Origin of the sequence: Streptomyces sp. NPDC091279 (assembly GCF_044757465.1) — a bacterium.
Lineage (GTDB): Bacteria > Actinomycetota > Actinomycetes > Streptomycetales > Streptomycetaceae > Streptomyces.
In genome coordinates this window covers 405,924-423,674 of sequence record NZ_JBIVVA010000003.1, presented here as the reverse complement: position 1 = coordinate 423,674, position 17,751 = coordinate 405,924, and the positions used below count along the sequence as shown (strand labels likewise).

18 protein-coding genes are annotated in these 17,751 nt (G+C 71.7%); 4 read left to right on the top strand and 14 right to left on the bottom strand.

Translation table 11 applies throughout. The annotated features are described in order from the left end of the window. Positions 1-44 precede the first annotated feature (44 nt). Complete coding sequence (locus ACIQOU_RS08845) at positions 45-836, top strand: hypothetical protein (protein WP_401535306.1); 792 nt, start codon at positions 45-47, stop codon at positions 834-836. Positions 837-1,092: 256 nt separating this feature from the next. Here ACIQOU_RS08845 and ACIQOU_RS08840 read toward each other — a convergent pair whose 3' ends face one another. The 4 genes from ACIQOU_RS08840 to ACIQOU_RS08825 form a co-directional block, all read right to left on the bottom strand. Continuing rightward, positions 1,093-2,505: a sensor histidine kinase gene (locus ACIQOU_RS08840; RefSeq protein WP_401535304.1), complete on the bottom strand. Its 1,413-nt coding sequence runs from the start codon at positions 2,503-2,505 to the stop codon at positions 1,093-1,095. After that, a complete protein-coding gene (locus ACIQOU_RS08835; RefSeq protein ID WP_401535302.1) occupies positions 2,502-3,161 on the bottom strand; it encodes a response regulator transcription factor in 660 nt (219 codons plus the stop codon). Before ACIQOU_RS08835 ends, ACIQOU_RS08840 begins: the two co-directional genes overlap by 4 nt. A gap of 251 nt (positions 3,162-3,412) precedes the next feature. Next, the gene (locus ACIQOU_RS08830) at positions 3,413-4,021 is read right to left on the bottom strand and encodes a phosphatase PAP2 family protein (RefSeq protein WP_401535299.1); all 609 of its coding nucleotides are present in this window, start codon (positions 4,019-4,021) and stop codon (positions 3,413-3,415) included. Continuing rightward, positions 4,018-4,206: a hypothetical protein gene (locus ACIQOU_RS08825; protein ID WP_401535296.1), complete on the bottom strand. Its 189-nt coding sequence runs from the start codon at positions 4,204-4,206 to the stop codon at positions 4,018-4,020. The genes ACIQOU_RS08830 and ACIQOU_RS08825 overlap by 4 nt, the downstream gene beginning before the upstream one ends. Positions 4,207-4,332: 126 nt before the next feature. Between ACIQOU_RS08825 and ACIQOU_RS08820 the strand changes: the two genes are divergently transcribed. Both ACIQOU_RS08820 and ACIQOU_RS08815 read left to right on the top strand, forming a co-directional pair. Next, the gene (locus ACIQOU_RS08820) at positions 4,333-4,704 is read left to right on the top strand and encodes a BlaI/MecI/CopY family transcriptional regulator (protein ID WP_401535293.1); all 372 of its coding nucleotides are present in this window, start codon (positions 4,333-4,335) and stop codon (positions 4,702-4,704) included. Beyond that, positions 4,701-5,630: a M48 family metalloprotease gene (locus ACIQOU_RS08815; protein WP_401535290.1), complete on the top strand. Its 930-nt coding sequence runs from the start codon at positions 4,701-4,703 to the stop codon at positions 5,628-5,630. The genes ACIQOU_RS08820 and ACIQOU_RS08815 overlap by 4 nt, the downstream gene beginning before the upstream one ends. On the opposite strand, the gene ACIQOU_RS08810 is transcribed toward ACIQOU_RS08815, so the two are convergent. Next, positions 5,624-6,640, bottom strand: coding sequence for a sodium-dependent transporter (locus tag ACIQOU_RS08810; protein WP_401535288.1), 1,017 nt, complete (start codon positions 6,638-6,640; stop codon positions 5,624-5,626). The two genes, ACIQOU_RS08815 and ACIQOU_RS08810, sit on opposite strands and share 7 nt — an antisense overlap. A gap of 92 nt (positions 6,641-6,732) precedes the next feature. Between ACIQOU_RS08810 and ACIQOU_RS08805 the strand changes: the two genes are divergently transcribed. Beyond that, complete coding sequence (locus ACIQOU_RS08805; RefSeq protein ID WP_401535287.1) at positions 6,733-7,563, top strand: hypothetical protein; 831 nt, start codon at positions 6,733-6,735, stop codon at positions 7,561-7,563. Between the two features lie 54 nt (positions 7,564-7,617). Here the strand turns inward: ACIQOU_RS08805 and ACIQOU_RS08800 are convergent, their stop codons facing one another. The 9 genes from ACIQOU_RS08800 to ACIQOU_RS08760 all read right to left on the bottom strand — a co-directional run bounded on the left by ACIQOU_RS08800 (position 7,618) and on the right by ACIQOU_RS08760 (position 17,365). Further along, positions 7,618-8,388 carry a polysaccharide deacetylase family protein gene (locus ACIQOU_RS08800; protein ID WP_401535285.1) on the bottom strand — a complete coding sequence of 257 codons (771 nt, stop codon included), beginning with the start codon at positions 8,386-8,388 and terminating at the stop codon, positions 7,618-7,620. Between the two features lie 232 nt (positions 8,389-8,620). Next, positions 8,621-9,619: a LysR family transcriptional regulator gene (locus ACIQOU_RS08795; RefSeq protein ID WP_401535283.1), complete on the bottom strand. Its 999-nt coding sequence runs from the start codon at positions 9,617-9,619 to the stop codon at positions 8,621-8,623. 462 nt (positions 9,620-10,081) lie between these two features. After that, complete coding sequence (locus ACIQOU_RS08790; protein WP_401535280.1) at positions 10,082-10,456, bottom strand: cupin domain-containing protein; 375 nt, start codon at positions 10,454-10,456, stop codon at positions 10,082-10,084. Positions 10,457-10,782: 326 nt separating this feature from the next. Then, positions 10,783-12,246, bottom strand: coding sequence for an MFS transporter (locus ACIQOU_RS08785; RefSeq protein ID WP_401535278.1), 1,464 nt, complete (start codon positions 12,244-12,246; stop codon positions 10,783-10,785). Positions 12,247-12,403: 157 nt separating this feature from the next. After that, positions 12,404-12,805 carry a VOC family protein gene (locus ACIQOU_RS08780; protein ID WP_401535277.1) on the bottom strand — a complete coding sequence of 134 codons (402 nt, stop codon included), beginning with the start codon at positions 12,803-12,805 and terminating at the stop codon, positions 12,404-12,406. Positions 12,806-12,833: 28 nt separating this feature from the next. Beyond that, entirely contained in the window at positions 12,834-13,301 is a 468-nt protein-coding gene (locus tag ACIQOU_RS08775) for a cupin domain-containing protein (RefSeq protein ID WP_401535275.1), read from the bottom strand. Then, positions 13,264-15,153 carry an FAD/NAD(P)-binding protein gene (locus ACIQOU_RS08770; RefSeq protein ID WP_401535273.1) on the bottom strand — a complete coding sequence of 630 codons (1,890 nt, stop codon included), beginning with the start codon at positions 15,151-15,153 and terminating at the stop codon, positions 13,264-13,266. Before ACIQOU_RS08770 ends, ACIQOU_RS08775 begins: the two co-directional genes overlap by 38 nt. Next, positions 15,150-16,010 (bottom strand): N-acyl homoserine lactonase family protein, encoded by an 861-nt coding sequence (locus tag ACIQOU_RS08765; protein WP_401535272.1) that lies wholly within the window; start codon positions 16,008-16,010, stop codon positions 15,150-15,152. The genes ACIQOU_RS08770 and ACIQOU_RS08765 overlap by 4 nt, the downstream gene beginning before the upstream one ends. Before the next feature lie 5 nt (positions 16,011-16,015). Then, positions 16,016-17,365 carry a KamA family radical SAM protein gene (locus ACIQOU_RS08760; RefSeq protein WP_401535269.1) on the bottom strand — a complete coding sequence of 450 codons (1,350 nt, stop codon included), beginning with the start codon at positions 17,363-17,365 and terminating at the stop codon, positions 16,016-16,018. Positions 17,366-17,751: the final 386 nt, after the last annotated feature.

Genomic DNA, 17,751 nt, shown 5'->3' with positions numbered 1-17,751 from the left:
AAGGGTCTGGGGCAACCGCCGGGCGCCGTGCCATCGTGCCTGCCATGACGACAGATCACCTCACACACGACCGGCCTCGGCGCCGCGCACGACCGGTGGCGAGCAAGGTGCCGGAGGTGACCGTCTGGTTCTGGATCATCAAGGTGCTGACGACGGGCATGGGCGAGACGGCCTCCGACCTCCTGGCCCATGTGCTCGGGCCGATCCCCGCGGTCGCCCTCGGTGCCGTCGCCCTGGCGGCCGCGCTGGCGGTACAGCTCGCCGTCCGCCGGTACGTGGCCTGGATCTACTGGACGGCGATCGTCATGGTCAGCGTGTTCGGCACGATGGCCGCCGACGTGCTGCACGTCGGCCTCGGGGTGCCGTACCTGCTCTCGACCCCGTGCTTCCTGGCCGCGCTGGCTGCCGTCCTCGTCCTCTGGCACCGCGCCGAAGGCACCCTGTCCATCCACAGCGTCCACACCCGGCGCCGCGAACTCTTCTACTGGGCCGCCGTGTTGGCCACCTTCGCGCTGGGCACCGCCGCCGGTGACCTCACGGCCACGGCCGGCCTCGGCTACCTGGGTTCCGCCGTCGGGTACGCCGCCGCCATCGCCGTTCCGGCCGTCGCGCACCGATGGGGCAACCTGAACGCGGTCGCCGCGTTCTGGGGCGCGTACGTCATCACCCGCCCGCTCGGCGCCTCCGTCGCCGACTGGATGGCCGTCGGCCACGCCCGGGGCGGCCTCGCCCTGGGCCTCGCCCCGGTCACCCTCTCCTGGACCCTGGCCATCCTCACCCTCATCGCCTACTTGACGCTCTCCCGCAGGGACACCCCGCACGCCGACCCCGCTTGACGGCCCTGCCGGGGCGCGCACGGCCTGCCGGGTGCCGGGTGCCGGGTGCCGGGTGCCGGGTGTCGGGTGCCGGGTGTCGGGCGGCGTCGGCCCGGACGGTCCGGCCACCCCTCCGCCACCGTCGCCGGACTGCCGTTCCCCGGCGGGCGGTTCGGCCACGGGGCGGGTCCTGGGCGGTCGGGGTGCGGGCGTCCGGTCGGGATGTACGGCATCGTCGCCGGGGCTGCCGTTTCCCGGCGTCGTCGCCCGGAGCCCCTCACCCGGCGGGCAGGCTGATCACGAAGCGGGCCCCGGGGCCGTACCCGGGGTCGAACGTCACCTCGCCGCCGGCCGCGCGGGCCAGGCGGCGGGCCAGCGGCAGCCCCAGGCCCGCTCCCCCGTGTCCGTCGCCGGGGTCGGCGCGCCGCCCGGGCTGGAAGAGCCGGTCGCGGAACGCGGGCGGTACGCCGGGCCCGTCGTCGATGACGTCGATGTGCACGCGCCCGGGTGCGCCGCCGGGCGCGCGGTAGGCGCGGACGGTGATGCGGGAGCGGGCGTAGCGGCGGGCGTTGGCGAGGAGCGGGCTGACGATGCGGGCGAGGAGGGCGGGCGGCACTCCGGCCGTCGGACCGGCGCCGTCCGCCGCGACCGTCAGATGGCCCGGCAGGTCCAGGGCGTGGATGAGGCCACGCACCGTGGGCAGCACCTCGGCCGTGCCCGAAGCGGTGCCCGCCGGGCTCGCGGCGGTGTCGGCGTCGTCGCGGGCGTCGTTCAGGAGGGTGTCGCAGATGGTGCGCATCGACTCGGCGGCCTCGGAGATGACCTGGTGGCTGGCGCGGGTCTGCTCGGCGGTGCGCGGGCGGGTCCGCCACCAGTCGAGTTCGGCGATGATCCGGCTCAGGGGTGTGCGCAACTCGTGCGACAGTTCCCCGGTGAGCTGCCGTTCGTGGCGCAGCAGGGTGCGGATGCGGTCCAGCAGGGAGTCCAACGACGTTCCCAGGCGGGCGAGTTCGGCGGGGTGCCGGGTGCTGCCGAAGCGCTCCCCGGAGGCGACGGCGCTTCCCTGGACGGCCTGCTCGGTCATCGTGCGGACAGGGCGCAGCGCGCGGCCGACGGCCAGCCGGGTCAGGGCGTAGGTGCAGGCGAGCATGACGGCGTCCAGGGCGAGCGAACCCACCAGCAGGGTGTCGGCCGAACTCCGGTAGGGGGAGAGGTCCAGCGCGGTGACCACCATCGCGTCGCCGTGGGGTCCGGGCACCGGCCGGGAGCACAGGCGCAGGGGGCCGTGGAGGTCGGCGGTGACGCACCGTTGCCCGCCGCGCCCGGCGAGCGCGTCGGCGACGCGGGTCAGGGAACCGGCGTTCGGCGGTGCCTCCAGCAGGCGCCGACCGGCGTAGATCCACACGTCGGCGTCGAGGACGTCGTCGTGGGAGGTCTCCAGGACGCGCACCGTCGTGCCGCCGGTGTCGACGGTCGTCGCGACGGCGGCGGCGCGGGTGCGCAACTCGTCGTCCGCCTGGTGCCACAGACGCTGCTGGGCAACGGCGTTGAAGGCGACGGTGAGGACCACCATCAGCAGCGTGGCCGTGGTGAGGGCGACCAGGGACAGTCGGCCGCGCAGGGTACGGGGCCCCAGCCGGTGGCGGAGGGCGGTCGTCGCGGACCGGGTCCTGGAGGCGAGGCCGTTCATGACAGGCGGTGGCCGATGCCCCGGGCCGTGCCGAGCACCTGGCCGCTGCCGGCCTCGCGCAACTTGCGGCGCAGCCGGGTCAGGTACTGGTCGACGGTGTTCTCGTGGACCTGGGCGCCCTCGGGCCAGCCCGCCCGGACCAGCTCGTGGCGGCTCACCAGTGCGCCACCGGCCGCCATGAGCGTGGCCAGCAACCGGAACTCGGTCGGGGTCAGGCAGACCTGGCTGCCCGCGACGCCGACCGTGTGCCGGGCGGCGTCCAGGACCAGGTCCCCCGCCGGGGCGGCGGGCGGTGGCCCGGCCCGCTTGAGGGCGGCGCGCAGCCGGGCCGCGAGTTCGGCGAGATGGAACGGCTTGGCCAGGTAGTCGTCGCCTCCGGCCGCGAACCCGGACAGCCGGTCGGGCAGCCGGTGATGGGCGGTCAGGAAGACGACGGGTGACTGGAACCCGTTCGCGCGCATCGCCTGGCACACGTCCCGCCCGTCCGCGTCGGGCAGCCCGATGTCGAGCACCACGGCGCAGACGCCGTCGCCCGCCAGCCGCAGGGCGGTGGCCCCGTCCGGCGCGGGCACGGTACCGAAGCCCTCGTCGCGCAGCCCACGGGTGATCACGTCCCGCAGCACATGATCATCCTCAACAACCAAAACCGTCCGCAACCCATCCCCACCTCCTCTCCCACCCAGAACCCGACCACCCCACCGCCGAGCAGCCGGGACCCGCGCCCGCCCACCCTGCTGTCCGCCACACGAGGCCCGCGCCCACCGGTCCTGCCGCCCGGCACGCGCCCACCGGTCCTGCCGCCCGGCACGCGGGACCCGGGCCCGGCGATCCCGCGAAGGCGCCCGCGCGGGCCCCCACGAGCCCCGCCCCCGCCCCGCCCCCGCCCCCCGCACATCGCCGCCGCCCCTCATCTCCCCGCCTCCACCAGTGGGCGGAGGCGGGTCGACGTGAGGTGGGTTGCCGTTGCCCCGGCTCGGCCGCGTGACGTTGTCATGACGAGCAGGGCGGTCAGCGCGCCCACCGCGACGCCCGCCAGCACGTCGTGGGGATAGTGCGCGCCCACCCAGACCCGCGAGGCGGCCATCGCGGCGGCGGCCACCGAGGCGAGCGCGCCGAGGCGGCGGGAGACGAACCACAGGGCGACGGCCGAGGCGGCGGCTATGGCCGCGTGGTTGCTGGGGAAGGACCAGTCACCGGGCGCCGGACACGCCTCCAGGGTGGTCACCCGCAGGCTCTGGCAGGGCCGGTCCTCGCGCACGAGCAGCTTCAGCACCGTATCCACTCCGAAGGCGGCGACCACCGCGAACGGCACGGCGAGCGCCGTCACCGACGTGGCCGCGTCCACCCGCCGGGCGCGCCACCAGCCGACGGCCATGAGCAGCGCGAACAGGGCGAGCCCGTACGTCGACCACGCCGACACCGTTCCGTTCAGCCAGGCGGGTGCATGCCGGGCGAGGCCGACCACGTCGGTGTAGACGGGGCCGTCGACCGATGAACCGTCGAGGGCGAGGATCATGCGCGGGCCTCCGTCGGCTCCGTGCCCCGGCCCAGGGGGTGGCCGCCCGGCGAGCCCACCGGCGCGGCCACCAGGGACGGGCCGAGCGGCGGTCCCGGCACTCCCAGGCCGCGGTGGGCCAGCGGCGCGCGGGCATCCGGCACCGCTGCGGCGAGCTGCGACGATAGGTGCGTGGCTGTGGTCATGGTCGAGGACCCTCCCGCCTTCTCCCGGTCCGCCGGGCGCGACGGAACGACGGCACCCGACGACTGACTACAATTGTGTAGACGGTCTACTGAACTGTAGACGACGGCGGAGTGAGGAAAGTTCCCATGACCGACGCGAAGGACGAGCGGCGGCCGGCCGGCGAGCTGGAAGCCGCCGTCATGGCCGCGCTGTGGGCCGCCGGGGTCCCGCTCACGGCAGGGCGGCTCCAGACCGAACTGGGCCTGGGCCTGGCCCGCACGACGGTGACGACGATACTGACCCGGCTGCACGAGAAGGGCGCGGTCAGCCGCGCACGCCAGGGGCGCGGCTACGCCTACGTGCCCGTGCAGGACGCCCCCGGCCTGACCGCCCGCCGCATGCACACCGAACTGGACCGGGACACCGACCGGGAGACCGTCCTGGCCCGCTTCGTCGCCCAGCTCAGCCCCGGCGACGAAGAACTGCTGCGCCGGCTCCTGGAGGACGACGAGGCATGACCGTCCTGCTGCTCGTGCCGCTGGTGCTGCCCTTCCTCGCGCCGACCCTGGCCCGCCGCACCCTCGAACGGCTGGCCCCCGCCCCCGCGCTGTGGGTCCTCACCGCCTCGGCCGTGGCCCTGGCGGGAGCCTGTGTCGTCGCCCTCGGCGCCCTGGTCCTGACCGGCCTGCTCAAGGTCCCCGCCTTCGCCGCCCTCGGTGAACTCGTCCACCCCCTGCGCACGCCCTCGGACCACCTCGTCGTGCCCGCTGCCGTGGCGGCCACCGGCGTGCTCACCCTCAGCGCCTGGACCCTCGCGCACGCGGCCCTCCGGCAGACCCGCGCCTTCCGCGCCGCCCGCACCCAGGCCGGCCACCGCACCGCCGCTGGGGACCTGTGCGTCGTCGACTCGCCCCACCCGGACGCGTACGCCCTGCCCGGACGGCCGCACCGCATCGTCGTCACCACGGCGATGCTGCGCAGCCTCGGCCCCGCCGAGCGCGAGGCCCTGTTCGCCCATGAACGCGCCCACAACCGGGGCGGCCACCACTACTTCCTGGCCGCCGCCGAACTCGCCGCCCACTGCCACCCGGCCCTGCGCGCCGCCCGCGACACCGTCCGGCTCGCCGCCGAGCGGGCCGCCGACGAGGCCGCCGCCACCGTCGTCGGCGACCGGCGTCTGGTCGCCACGGCCATCGCCCGCGCCGCCCTGGCAGGCCGCGCCGCCCCCGCCACCCGCCCGGACTTCGCGGCCGGGGCGACGGCAGGACCGGTTCCGCAGCGCGTCGCCGCGCTCCTGCGCCCCGCCGGGCAGCGGGTGCGGGCCAGGCGCGCTACCGCGTTCCTCCTGGTGGCCTGCACGGCGTTGTCCGTCGTCGCCGGAGCGAGGGGCGCCCTCGACGTCCACCACCAGGTCGAGGTCGCCCAGGGCGAGGAACGTCAGTAGCGGTCGCGGCGCACGATCCGGCTCGCGGCGGTCTTCTGCATCAGCCCGTAGGCCAGCACCGGCAGCAGCAGCTGCGGCTTGCCGGGCAGCGCGGCCGTGATCAGAACGGCGCTCGCGCTGCTGTTGTTCATCCCGCAGGCCAGTGTCAACGACGCGCCCACGCCCGGCTCCAGCCGCAGCGCGCGGGCGGCGACGCGGCCCAGGGCGAAGGAGAGCAGGCAGACCAGGACGGCCACGGCGAGGGCGGCGCCGATCAACAGCGGGCGGGGCCTGGCGAGCACGGAACCGAGGGCGCCACAGGCGTTGACGTAGGTCAGGACCAGCGAACCGGCCAGAGCCGACGGGGCCACCGCCCCCACGAGACGGCGAAGCACCCGCACCGGCAGCACCAGCGAGCCCAGCAGCCCCGCCGCGCAGGGCAGGACGACGGCGGTGAGGGCGAACCCGGCCCGGTCCGGGCGGCCGAGGGCGGTGAGCACGTCGGCGGCGCGGCCGTCGAGCAACGGCGCGAGGGCCGCCAGCAGCACGGGGGTGGTGAGCGGGCTGAGCAGCGTGGAGGCCAGCACGAGCCCCACCATCGTCGGCTGGTCCCCGTCCCCCTTGTCGGTCCATACGGTGGCCCCGGCCGCGACCGGCATCGCCACGACCAGGGTCATCGCGGTGAGCAGCCCCCTGCCGCCGTCGGCGTCGGGAGCCTGACGCAGCAGGAACCCGACGAACGGCAGCACCGCCAGCGGAATCGCGAGGTGCAGCACCAGCCCGGCGACCAGCGCCTTGGGCCGCCGCAGCAGACCGCCCAGCGCGCGCACGGGCACCTGGAGCCCGGCCGAGAACAGCACCAGGGCCAGCAGGAACGGCGCGGTGTGCAGGGTCAGTTGCGCGGGGGCCGGCTGGGTGAGGGTCAGGTGCTGGGGGCGCCGTAACCACAGCCCCGGTCCCGGCACCAGCAGGGCGGCGGCGTAGGAGAGGGCGACGGCACGGCCGAGCCGGCGTCGGAGCCAGGTGTGCATGGGCTTCATGGTGGGCGGGCGGCACGCGCCCAGGAGGCGTTGCCGCGCGGCAGTCAGGATGCGTTCAGGTACGCGCTGGCACCGTCGGCCCCATGACCCATGAGATCTCCGATCCCACGAAGCCCCCCAAAACCGCGCTCCGCGCGCGCTGGAACAAGGTCCCCGACGTCACCGTCTACTTCTGGATCATCAAGGTGCTCTGCACGACGGTCGGCGAGACCGCGGCCGACCTGCTCGACCAGAACGCCGGTCTGGGCCTGACCGGCGTGTCCCTGCTGATGAGCGGCCTCCTCGCGGTCGTCCTGGTCGTCCAGTTCCGCACGCGTGCGTACCGCGCGGGCGTGTACTGGCTCGCCGTCGCCCTGATCAGCGTCGTCGGCACCCTGATCAGCGACAACCTCACCGACAACATGGGGGTCCCGCTGGAGGTGAGCACCACGGTGTTCGCGCTGGCCCTCGCCGTCGTCTTCGTCGTCTGGTACCGGCGCGAGGGCACCTTGTCGATCCACCGCGTCGACACCACGAGCCGTGAGTCGTTCTACTGGCTGGCGGTCCTGTTCACCTTCGCTCTCGGCACGGCGGCCGGTGACCTGGTCTCCGAGCGGATGGACCTCGGTTACTGGTTCGCGGCGCTCCTGTTCGCCGTGGCCATCGCCGCCGTGGCCGTCGCCCACCGCGCGCTGGGCCTGGACGCGGTGTGGAGCTTCTGGATCGCCTATGTGCTCACCCGCCCCCTCGGCGCCTCGATCGGCGACTACCTCTCCCAGCCGACCGGCGACGGCGGCCTGGGCCTGGGAACGATCATCACCAGCGCCCTGTTCCTGACCGTCATCCTCGCCCTGGTCAGCCACCTCGCGACGACCCGGAAGGACACGGCAGCACGGGAAGTCCCGCCCGGACGACAGGGTGCCGGCCGCCCCTGAGCCGGGCCGCCGGCACCGTCGTTCACCCATCCGCCGCAGGCGACGGGGGCCGGGTCAGCGCACCGGGAAGCCGAAGGTGTGGCCCTGCTCCTTGAGCCGGGGGAGGATCTGGCGCAGGGCCTCGACGGTCTCGGTGCGGTCGCCGCCCGCGTCGTGGAAGAGGAGCGTCGGCCCGTTGGGCAACTCCCGCTCGACGGTGGCGACGATGGCGGCGGTGCCCGGGCGTTCGAAGTCCTTGGTGTCGACGTTCCAGCCCAGCGGGCGCATGCCGTGGGAGGCGGCGAGCTTGCGGCTGTACGGGGTGAACGCCCCGCCCGGCGCCCGGTAGTACATCGGCCGGACGCCCCCCGACGCCTTGATGATCATGCGTTCGGCGTCGAGGATCTGCTGCGACTGGTAGGCCTCGGACTTCTTGTCCATGGCGGTGTCGTGGGACACCGTGTGGTCGCACAGCCGGTGCCCCTCCGCGACCACCCGCTTCACGAGGTCCGGGTACGCCTGCGCCTGCGTCCCCACCATGCAGAACGTCGCCTTCACCCCGAACTCCCGCAGCAGGTCCAGCACTTGAGGCGTCCACTTGGGGTCGGGGCCGTCGTCGATGGTGAGGTTGACGCCGCGCGCCCCCTGGTCCGAGGCGTGCACGATGCTCACCGCGACCGGTTCGACGGCGGCGGACGACGCCGACGCGGACGCCTTCGGCGAGGAACCGTCCGTCGAACCGGCCTGCGCGGTCCACACCGACGCCCCGGCGGCGCACAGCGTCACCCCGAGCGCCGCGCCGAGCACCTTGCCGTACCAGCCCCGTCCGCCACCGTGCCGCGCCATGTCCGTCCCGCTTTCCCGCAGTTGATCGCCGATTCCGTGGTCGACCCACGACCACCTGGCAGGACGAGCGACGTCGACCGGGGGATGCGTCTGTTACGGACCGAGGACAAACCCGGGGGATTTCCGGCACGGCACTTTTCCGCCACGGCCTCCCGGGCGGCCCACCCCGCACCCCGCCAACGCCGGTCACGGCGCCGCGAGATGGGCACCCTGACCGGCGCCTACGAACCAGTCAGCCGGGGTTGGCGGTGCGGGCGGTGGTGGTGGCGGTGCCTGGGGTGGCTGGGGTGGCCGTGGTGCCTGGAGTGACCGGGGCGGCTGCGGGTCTGGTTCCGGCGTCCGCGCCCGCCCCTGCCCCCGTACTTGCCCCCCTGCCCGCCGCCGACGCCCCCACGGCTGCCCGTGCCATGGCGATGAACCGCGGTATCAACGGGTGTCCGCCGAGCCGGGGATAGACCAGGTTGAGCGGCACGCGCGGCGCGTCCGGAATAGCGATGAACGACACGAAGGAATGAATGTGCCGCCGCCCGATGAACTCGGGTGCCACGCCCACCCCTTTGTTGGAGGCGACGGCCTCCAGCCACTCGTCGAAATTGCGGCAGACGATGGCGACACCGGGCCGGCAGTCAGCGGGCCATTCGGTCAGATTCGTCGTGCCGCTCACTTCGTTGACGACGAGTTTCTGGTGGCCGATCTCCTGCCAGCGGATCTCTTCCCGCTCGGCGAGTTCGGAGAGCGTGGAGACGGCGGCGACCTGACGCTCGTGCAGCAGGGTGACGACCTCCATGCGGGGGGCGTCCGTTCGGCCGCGCAGGATGGCCAGGTCGGCGGCACCGCAGTCCACTCCCGCGAGCGTGGCGTCGTGCCGGTGCACATGGACCGCGAGGCCGGTCTCCTCCTCGAAACCCGCGATGACTTCCTGCGGCCACCCGGTGGGAAAGCCCCAGGCGAATGACAGCCGGAATGCGGCGCCGTCGGGTGCGGGATGCAGTGCTGACTCTAATTGGGGTATCAGAATGCGGAGTTGATCGTAAAGCCGACTACCCGTCGCGGTGAGGGCCACCTGGCGCGTGGTCCTTTCCAGCAGTCGTGTGCCGAGTAGCTCCTCCAGCCTTCGAATGTTGCGACTGAGTGTCGGCTGGGAGACGTTCATGCGTTTCGCCGCTCGGGTGAAGTGCTTCTCGTCTGCCAAAGCCAGGAATCCACGCAGATGGTGCAGTTTGATGTTCATGGACAGCAGGATAAGGAGTGCCGCGTAAACGCTCCTGGTGTCGTCGGATATCTCACCTTCCTGCGACGCGGGGGGCACCTGACCGCTCTCTCCTCGGTATCTCAGGGGGAGTATCCCGCAGACCCCGCGTCGATGACACAAGCGCTATCCGTGTCAGTCATCACAAGGGGAACTGGGGCTCGCGAATGTTTGCGCAGCGGCGCAGGCCGCATCTCGGCCAGGCCCGTGGGGAATTAGCCGCGCCCGGCCCTCCGCTATTCGGCCGGACCGGGCTGTCATCCGGCCGGGTCACCGCTATTCGGCCGGGCTGCCGATATCTGGCCGGGACATCGATATCTGGCCGGTCCCGCTGATATCCGGCCGGGTCGAGGCCATTTCGGCCGGGCCGTCGCCATCCGGCCGGGGCGCCCCCGACGCCCCGCCCGCAGAGGACGGGCCAACAGGCCCTCCGGAAAAGGCCTTTCAGCCCTTGTACTCGTCGTCCGTGACGCGTTCTTTCCATTCGGTCGGACCGTCGGTCACCGCGATGTGGGTCATGAAAGTGCCCGGCGCCGCACCGTGCCAGTGCTCCTCGCCGGGGTGGCAGATCACCGTGTCACCGGCCCTGATCTCCTGGCGTTCGCCGTCCCGGGACTGCACGACCCCCACGCCTTCCGTGATGTGCAGCACCTGCCCGGCGGGGTGCCGGTGCCAGGCGCTGCGGGCACCGGGAGTGAACAGCACATTGCGCACCTCGGCGTTGCTGGTCGCGCCGATCCGCGGCCACAGCCACACATCGCCGGAGAACCGGTCATCCGGTCCCTTGGTCGCGTCTCCGGGGTGACGATTCACGTCCATGACTCGAACTCCTTGGTGTCATTGATGACTTGGGGTGGTGATGCGCCGCCGGGGCGGGAAACGCGCGGTCGACGGCTGCACGGTTTCGTTCAACTACCGTGCTCTGTAAGGTCGTTGAGAAGACCTGAACTCCGTTTATCTGGCGAGCTGTTGCGGCGCCGCCAACGCCCGCCGCCGCAAGGCCCGTTACGGCAACGTCCGCCGCCGCAACGCCGGTTACCGCAACGCCCGCTCACTCGCAGCCCGTTCCGGATCAGCGCCGTTCACATTCCGAACCGGCCTTTCACGGAACGGTGTTCACAGCACGGCGTTTCACAACGCACCGTTCACACGGCACCGGTCTCCCGCCGTGCCGCTTCCGGCGTGGCCCGCTCGGCGTACAGGATCAGCGCGGCGGCGGCGGCCGACACGACGGCCAACGCGGCGCTGGTCATGCCGAACGCGTCCGCCGGGACCCTGCCCCGGGTGACGAGGTCCAGGTAGACGCTGCCGAAGACAGCGACCCCCAGCGTCCCGCCGACCTGCAACGTCGTGTTGAACAGACCGCTCACGTCCGGCGCGTACCGGGCGTCGACGGACTCCGTCAGATGGGCCAGCGTCCCGCTGAACGCCGCGCCGTAGCCGACGCCGCCGATGCCGAGGAGGACGATCAGCCAGCCGGTGCTGTGCGCCCCGGCCGCCATCGCGGCGAACGAGAGCGCCATCAACAGGCCGCCCACCGGGGCCGCGAGCATCCGGGCGCGCGCCCCGGCCCGCCCGAGCACCGGGCCGACCAGCGCGAACGTCGCCACCCACGCGATGGGCACCAGGCCGGAGTAGACCGCGCTTCGGCCGAGCCCCTGTTGCAGGAAGAGCGCGAGCACGAAGAGCAGCGCGAAGTAGCCCGCCCGGGTGGCCGCTTGGGAGACCAGCGCGAGGGCGACCTGCCTGCGGGCGAGCAGCGCGACGTTCATCAAGGGGTCGCCGGCCCGCCGCGCGACGGCACGTTCCACCCGGGCGAACAGCGCGAACACCGGCAGGGACAGCGCGAGACACAGCCACGTCCACACCGGCCAACCGGCGTCAGGCCCGAGCACCAGCGGCGTGACCAGCAGGAACAGCCCGAGCGACAGCAGCGCGACACCGGGCACGTCCAGCCTCTTGCGCTCCGGCGAGGCCTCGTCGTCCGGCAGGAACACATACGCGACGACCATCAGAACGACGCCGATCGGCACGTTGATCAGGAAGATGGGCCGCCATCCGGTCCCCATGATGTCGGCGGACACCAGCACCCCGCCGAGCGCCTGCCCGATCACCGAACTCGCCCCGAGGACACCGGTGTACGCGCCCAGCGCCCGGCGTCGCGCGGCGCCGTCGAAGTGCACCTGGATGCTGGTCAGGACCTGCGACACCATCAGCGCCGCACCGACGCCCTGCACCACCCGCGCGCCCACCAGGCAGGCGCTGTTGGGGGCCAGACCGCAGGCCAGCGAGGACACCGTGAAAACGGCGAGGCCGATCAGATACATCCCGCGCCGGCCGCGTATCTCGCCCAGCCGCGCGCCGGTGATCAGCAACATCGCGTACGCCAACGTGTATCCGGAGACGATCATCTCCAACTCGCCGCCGGACGCATGCAGTTGGTCGCGGATCGAGGGGATCGCGACGTTGACCACCGCGATGTCGACGTTGCCGAGGAACATGCCGCCGAGCAGGGCGGCCAGCATCATGCCCGGCCGCCGTCCGCGTAACCGGGACAGGCCGTGCCGCTCCCCGGCCGGGGCCGGATCGGTCACCACAGACATCTTCATGGAATCCACACCGTGACTGTAACTACTAGTATGTACACTCGCAACCAGGGCCGACGACAGGGGGGTTGGCCCCACAGGGTCGCCGGGGAGCGCCCGATCAGCCTCCCCGGCGACCTCCTGACCGGCGACCTTCTGTCCGGCGACTTTCTGACCGGCGCTAGACCGCGTCCCGTTGGACCAGCTGGAACTGGACGCCCCGGGACGTCTCCGGCCGGGTCCAGGCGTTGAGGTTCGGGCCGACGGGGACGGGCGCGTCGGTGGTGAGCGCGACGCCGAGCGCCTGGACGGCCCGCATGATCTCGGGGACGTCGTCGACCTCGACCCCGATGTGCTCGATCCGGGCCTGGTTGCCCTCGCCCAGCCGGGCCGCGCGGGCCTCCTCGGTGGTGGGCTCGATCAGCTCGATCCGCCCGTCCCCGCAGTGGTAGAAGGCGATGCGCACGTTCCGCTCGGGCACGTCCTGCGCCCGCTCAAGACGCATCCCCAGGCTCTCCAGGAACGCCCGCGCCTCGGTGATGTCGTCGACGATCACGCCGATGTGGTCGATCCGCTTGAACATTTAGGTCTCCCGCTCTGGGCCGATGTGGTTACGCGCGCTCTTCGGAGAAATTGATGTGCAGGCCCGCCAATTGCGGCAGATTCGACATGTTGAGCAGGAGCAGGTCCTTCTCACCGGCCTGATTCTCGAAGTGGTGCATGGCCCACGCCGGGATGAGCATGATGTCGCCCTCGCTCAGTTCGGCCGTTTCCAAGGTGTCGTCGAATATCACGGAGCCCGCTCCGGACCGCACGAAATACAGGTGCCACCAGGAGTGCGCGTGCGGGGTGGTCCGCTCACCAGGACGGACCGCCTGGAACGTCATGGACGTGCCCGGAACGATCTCGTGCCGCCCGTCGGGCGCGGCCAGGGTGAGCGTCCCGTACGGGGTGTGCTCGGCCGCCTCGATCTCCTTGGCGAGGTTTTTCCACTGCCACACGACGGGGTCCTGCTCTTCCCGCACATGGCGTTTTCGGAATTCAGGGTAGGGAAACTGACTTCCGGTCTGCACCGACATGTTCTTCCTCCCGAGGCAGGTCGTTCCGATCTCGGACATGCGCGAGCATGTCCCGCACCGAGACATCGGCATCCGTGATGAATTGCGACGGCATTCCGTGCCGGGGCAGGGCATGGGTGTAGAAGCGCGGCCCCTCGACCGGATAGCCCACCGCCCACGCGGTGCGCAGCGGCTCGCCGGTCACCGTGACGGGCCGGCCCCGCTCGTCGATGTCGATGCCGCCGGGCTTGAACGACCCGTTCGCGTACGGCCGGACCACACCGCGCGCCAGCAGGTTCGCGGTCAACGGCGACCGGTCGCGCTCCGGGTGGAAGGAGTCGAGCCGGGCGACGACCAGGGCGTCGGCGTGCCGCGTCTGCGTGCCGTCCGGGTAGTCGGTCCGCACCGCGAACCGCGCCGCCGCCCGATCGAGGTCCACCCGGCATCCCGGCCCACCGGCCAGGTCCACGACCCCCGCCCGCAGCAGCGCGAGGAGTTGATGGTTGCGGTGGCGCGGCGGACCGAACGAGATCCGGTTCATCACCGCGACGTACCGGCCGTGGAACGTCCGGTGCGAGGCGGGCGTGAGCCCCGCGAACTCGACGGCCTCCCGCAGGCTCGCCCGGGTGTCGCGGATGACGTCGGTGGCGGCCTTGACGGGGCTGGTCAGATTGCCGCGTCCCGCCTGCTCCAGATCCCTCTCGACCTGGTCGACGAAGAACGCCGTGAACGCGTCCTGGTTCGCGAACTCCCGCCCGCGCAACGGGTCGAGGATCTCCTCGATCGCCCTCCGGTCCTCCGGGGCGAACAAGTACTCCTCGGCGGGGAGGGGGAGTCGACCGTCCGCCGCCCGCTCGGCATTGCGGTGGGCGTACCCCATCTCCTTCAGCAGGAGCGGCAACACCTCGTCCTCGAAGTCGAGTTGAGGAGTGCCGCGCTCGCGCACCGCCTGCTCCTTGAGGCCGCGCACGGCTTCCTTGGTGAAGAAGCGCGCCCGGTGCTGCCCGGTGAGCCCCTTCTCGTTCACGCCGCGCGCGGCGAACGGCAGACACTGACGGGAGAACAGCAGTATCCGCGGCTCCCGTCCGGAGGGCCGGTACGCCAACTCGGTGCCGTCGCCGTGGAATCGGCCCCCGCGGCCGACGGTGAGTTCCGAGATGACGTCGTGCGCGGTCAGCCCGAACCCCTGCACCGCGACCGAGGAACCGGGGGCGATCTCCTGGAGCCGTTCGACCGGATAGGGCCCGGGACAGTGGACGAGCCGGGGATTGCGGCGGGCGTTCTCCCGCACGAACTCCCCATAGGCACGGTCCTCTTGGGTGGGAACCCGTTCACAGTGCCCGGTCGCGAGGAACAGATAGTCGCCGTCGAGGACGAACCCCTTCGCCAGGTGAACGGCGAAGCCCGCACCCGGGCGCGTCTCGATGTCCACGGCCCGGTCGCGGTGGTGCACGACCCGGACCCGCGACGGCAACGACCGCACCGTCTCGTCGAACACCCAGCTCAGATAGGACCCGAGCAACTGCCGTGGCAGATAGGCGTGTTCCCCGACGGCGTCGCCCGCGTCGCTCCCGGTCGGGTAGTACGCGGCGGCGAACTCCCGGTAGCCCTCGCTCCGCGCCCACTCGGTGAACGACGGCCCCCGGCCCTCACTGAACAGGGTCACCTGCCCGGCCAGGGTGTTGGTCAGCAGATGCGCCGGCTGACGCACGGGATGCGCACCCTGACCGCCGTCACCGGGGTCGACGAGATGGACGTCCAGCGCACATCCGTCGGGCAGTTGGTCGGCCAGCTCGGACAGCCGCCGCAGAATGCTCAGGCCACGAGGACCCATGCCGACGATGACCACCCGACGAGCCTGACGGTCCGTCATAACAGGCTCCCGTGTCCGACCTTGGCGGCGCTTTCCCGTTCCGAGGCGTCGAGGGCGTCCTCATGGAGGCAGACCCAGTCGTCGGTCCCGGCGAGCCGGGGGAAGCGCCGGGCGACCTGCGGGTCGTGGCCGGGGATGATGTGGTCGTCGCCGTCGGCCAACGCCTCCAGCGTGTCGTAGCCGTTGAGCATCGGCGTGAGCTGGTCGAGGATGGGGAACGGGCTGCGCAGCCGGATGTTGGCCCACAGATGGGTGGTGTCACCGGCCAGCACGACCCAGCCGCGCGCGGTGGGCACCCGGACCACCTGGGTGCCGGGGGTGTGGCCCGGCACGGGGTGCACGGTCACGCCGGGCAGGATCTCGAACTCACCCTGGTGCAGCACGAGTTGGCCGTCGTACAGACTCTGCACGGCGGACCGCACGTTGACGGGTTCGAACGGCTTGCGCACCACGTGGTGACGCATCGACGGCCCCGTGCAGAACCGGAGTTCCTCCTCCTGCATATGAATCCGGGCCCGCGGGAAACGGTCCACGTTGCCCGCGTGGTCGTAGTGCATGTGCGTGATCACGACGTCCGCGACGTCCTCGGCGGCGATGCCGAGATCGGCCAACGCGTCGACGGGGTCCCGGAACAGGGTCCGGCCCCGGCGCACCGCCATCTCCTCGGGGAACCCGGTGTCCACCAGCAGGAAGTGCCGCTCGTTGCGGACCACCCAGAGGTAGAAGTCCATGGGCATCTCGCTGCCCGGCGTGAACTGCCCTTCGTCCACAAGGAAGTTGTCGCGCGCGGGCCGCCCGGCATGGGTGCCGAACCGGAGCGCCAGGACCTCGTACGTCGGCTGCGTGTCCTCGGCCATGCGCCTCACGCCCCCACGAGGTCGAGCGGCCTGCCGAGGAAGGAACCGCCGCCGTCCGCCTCGTCCTCGAAGAAGAACTTCGGCTCCCCGAACGCCGGCACCAACTGGTCGAACCAGGTCGCCTCCGGGTCGAACTTCGCGTAGAAGGGCCGCCGGACCAGATCACCCTGACGCGCCTGGAGGAACTGGAGGGCGAACACCTTCTCGCCCCGGATCGTCGGCACCCCGTCGATGAGCACCTTGCCAGGGAACGCGCTCATCGACGGCCCCCGCACGGTGCGCGAGAGCCCGGACACCGACCCGTAGGCGGTACGGAAGATCTCGTACGCCTCCGCCAACGGCAGCTCGAAGTAGGACCGGGCACCGGTGTCCCGTTCGACGAACATGTAGTACGGAACGGCGCCCAGCTTCACGCCCTGCGTCCACAACTCCCGCCACGCCTCGGGGTCGTCGTTGATGTGCCGCAGCACCGGGGACTGCATCCGAACGACGGCACCGGTCCCGGTGATCCGCCGCAACGCCTGCTGCGCGATGGCGGGGCGCAGCTCGGCCGGGTGGTTGTAGTGGCCCATCAGAGCCAGGTGCTTCCCGGCGCCGACGACGCGCTCGAAGAGGCGCAGCAGCTCATCGGCGTCCACGTCGCTGACGAAACGGCGCGGCCAGTACCCGACCGCCTTGGTGCCGATGCGGATGTTCTGGACGTGGGCGAGTTCGGGCGCCAGCAGCGGTTCGAGGTACCGCGCCAGGGTGGCCGTCCGCATGATCAGCGGGTCGCCGCCGGTGATCAGAACGTCGGTGACCTCGGGGTGCTGCTTCAGATAGGCGGTGAGCCCCTCGGCGTCCCGCGCCGCGAAGTGCAGATCGTCCTCGCCGACGAACTGCGGCCAGCGGAAGCAGAACGTGCAATAGGCGTGACAGGTCTGCCCGGCGCTGGGGAAGAAGAGCACGGTCTCCCCGTACTTGTGCTGAATACCGGGAACCACCTCCCCGTCCAGCTGCGGCACATTGTGCGTCAACTGCCCCGCCGGGTGCGGATTCATCCGCCCCCGCACCACCTGCACCTGCTTGGCCAGCAGCTTCTTGTCCCCGTCCCGCAGCAGATCCCGCAGCGTGACGTAATCCTCCGGGTCCAGCATGTCGCGGTGCGGGAAGTTGAGCCTGAATATCGGATCGTCGGGTATCCGATCCCAGTCGATCAGTTCATCGAGCACAAACTGATTGGTCCGGAACGGCAGAACGTGCGTCACCACGTCGACCGCCTCACGGAGGTCGGCCGGCATGAGTTCCCACTGCGGAGCCCGCTTGATCGACGAGCGGTTGTACGGCTTGTACGTGACAGGGCTGGATTCGCCCATATGAATTCTCCATCCAAACACCGAAAAGAAAAGGCAGGCACAAATCCCCTGCACCCCAGAAACCACAACCCAACGGCCACCCCCACCAGCCACTCCAAAACCTACCCACCCCAGTAAAGCCTTGGCAAATAGCTACACTGTCCAATTAATTCGACGCGCACATGAATGACGTTCATGCGTCGCATGCATTAATGGTGCGAGACCTGAATCAACGAATTCCGCGACACCGGGGACCGGCAAGGGTGCCCCACCCACGAGGGCACGCTCTCCTGCCGAAAGGCTCCACGGACCCGCCCCGGCACGAGGCTGCGTCAGGCGCGGCACCACCTGGTGCCGTCGGCGGGGCGCTCGGCTGCGGAGGCGCCGGGAGGGTGCGGATGCGGCGC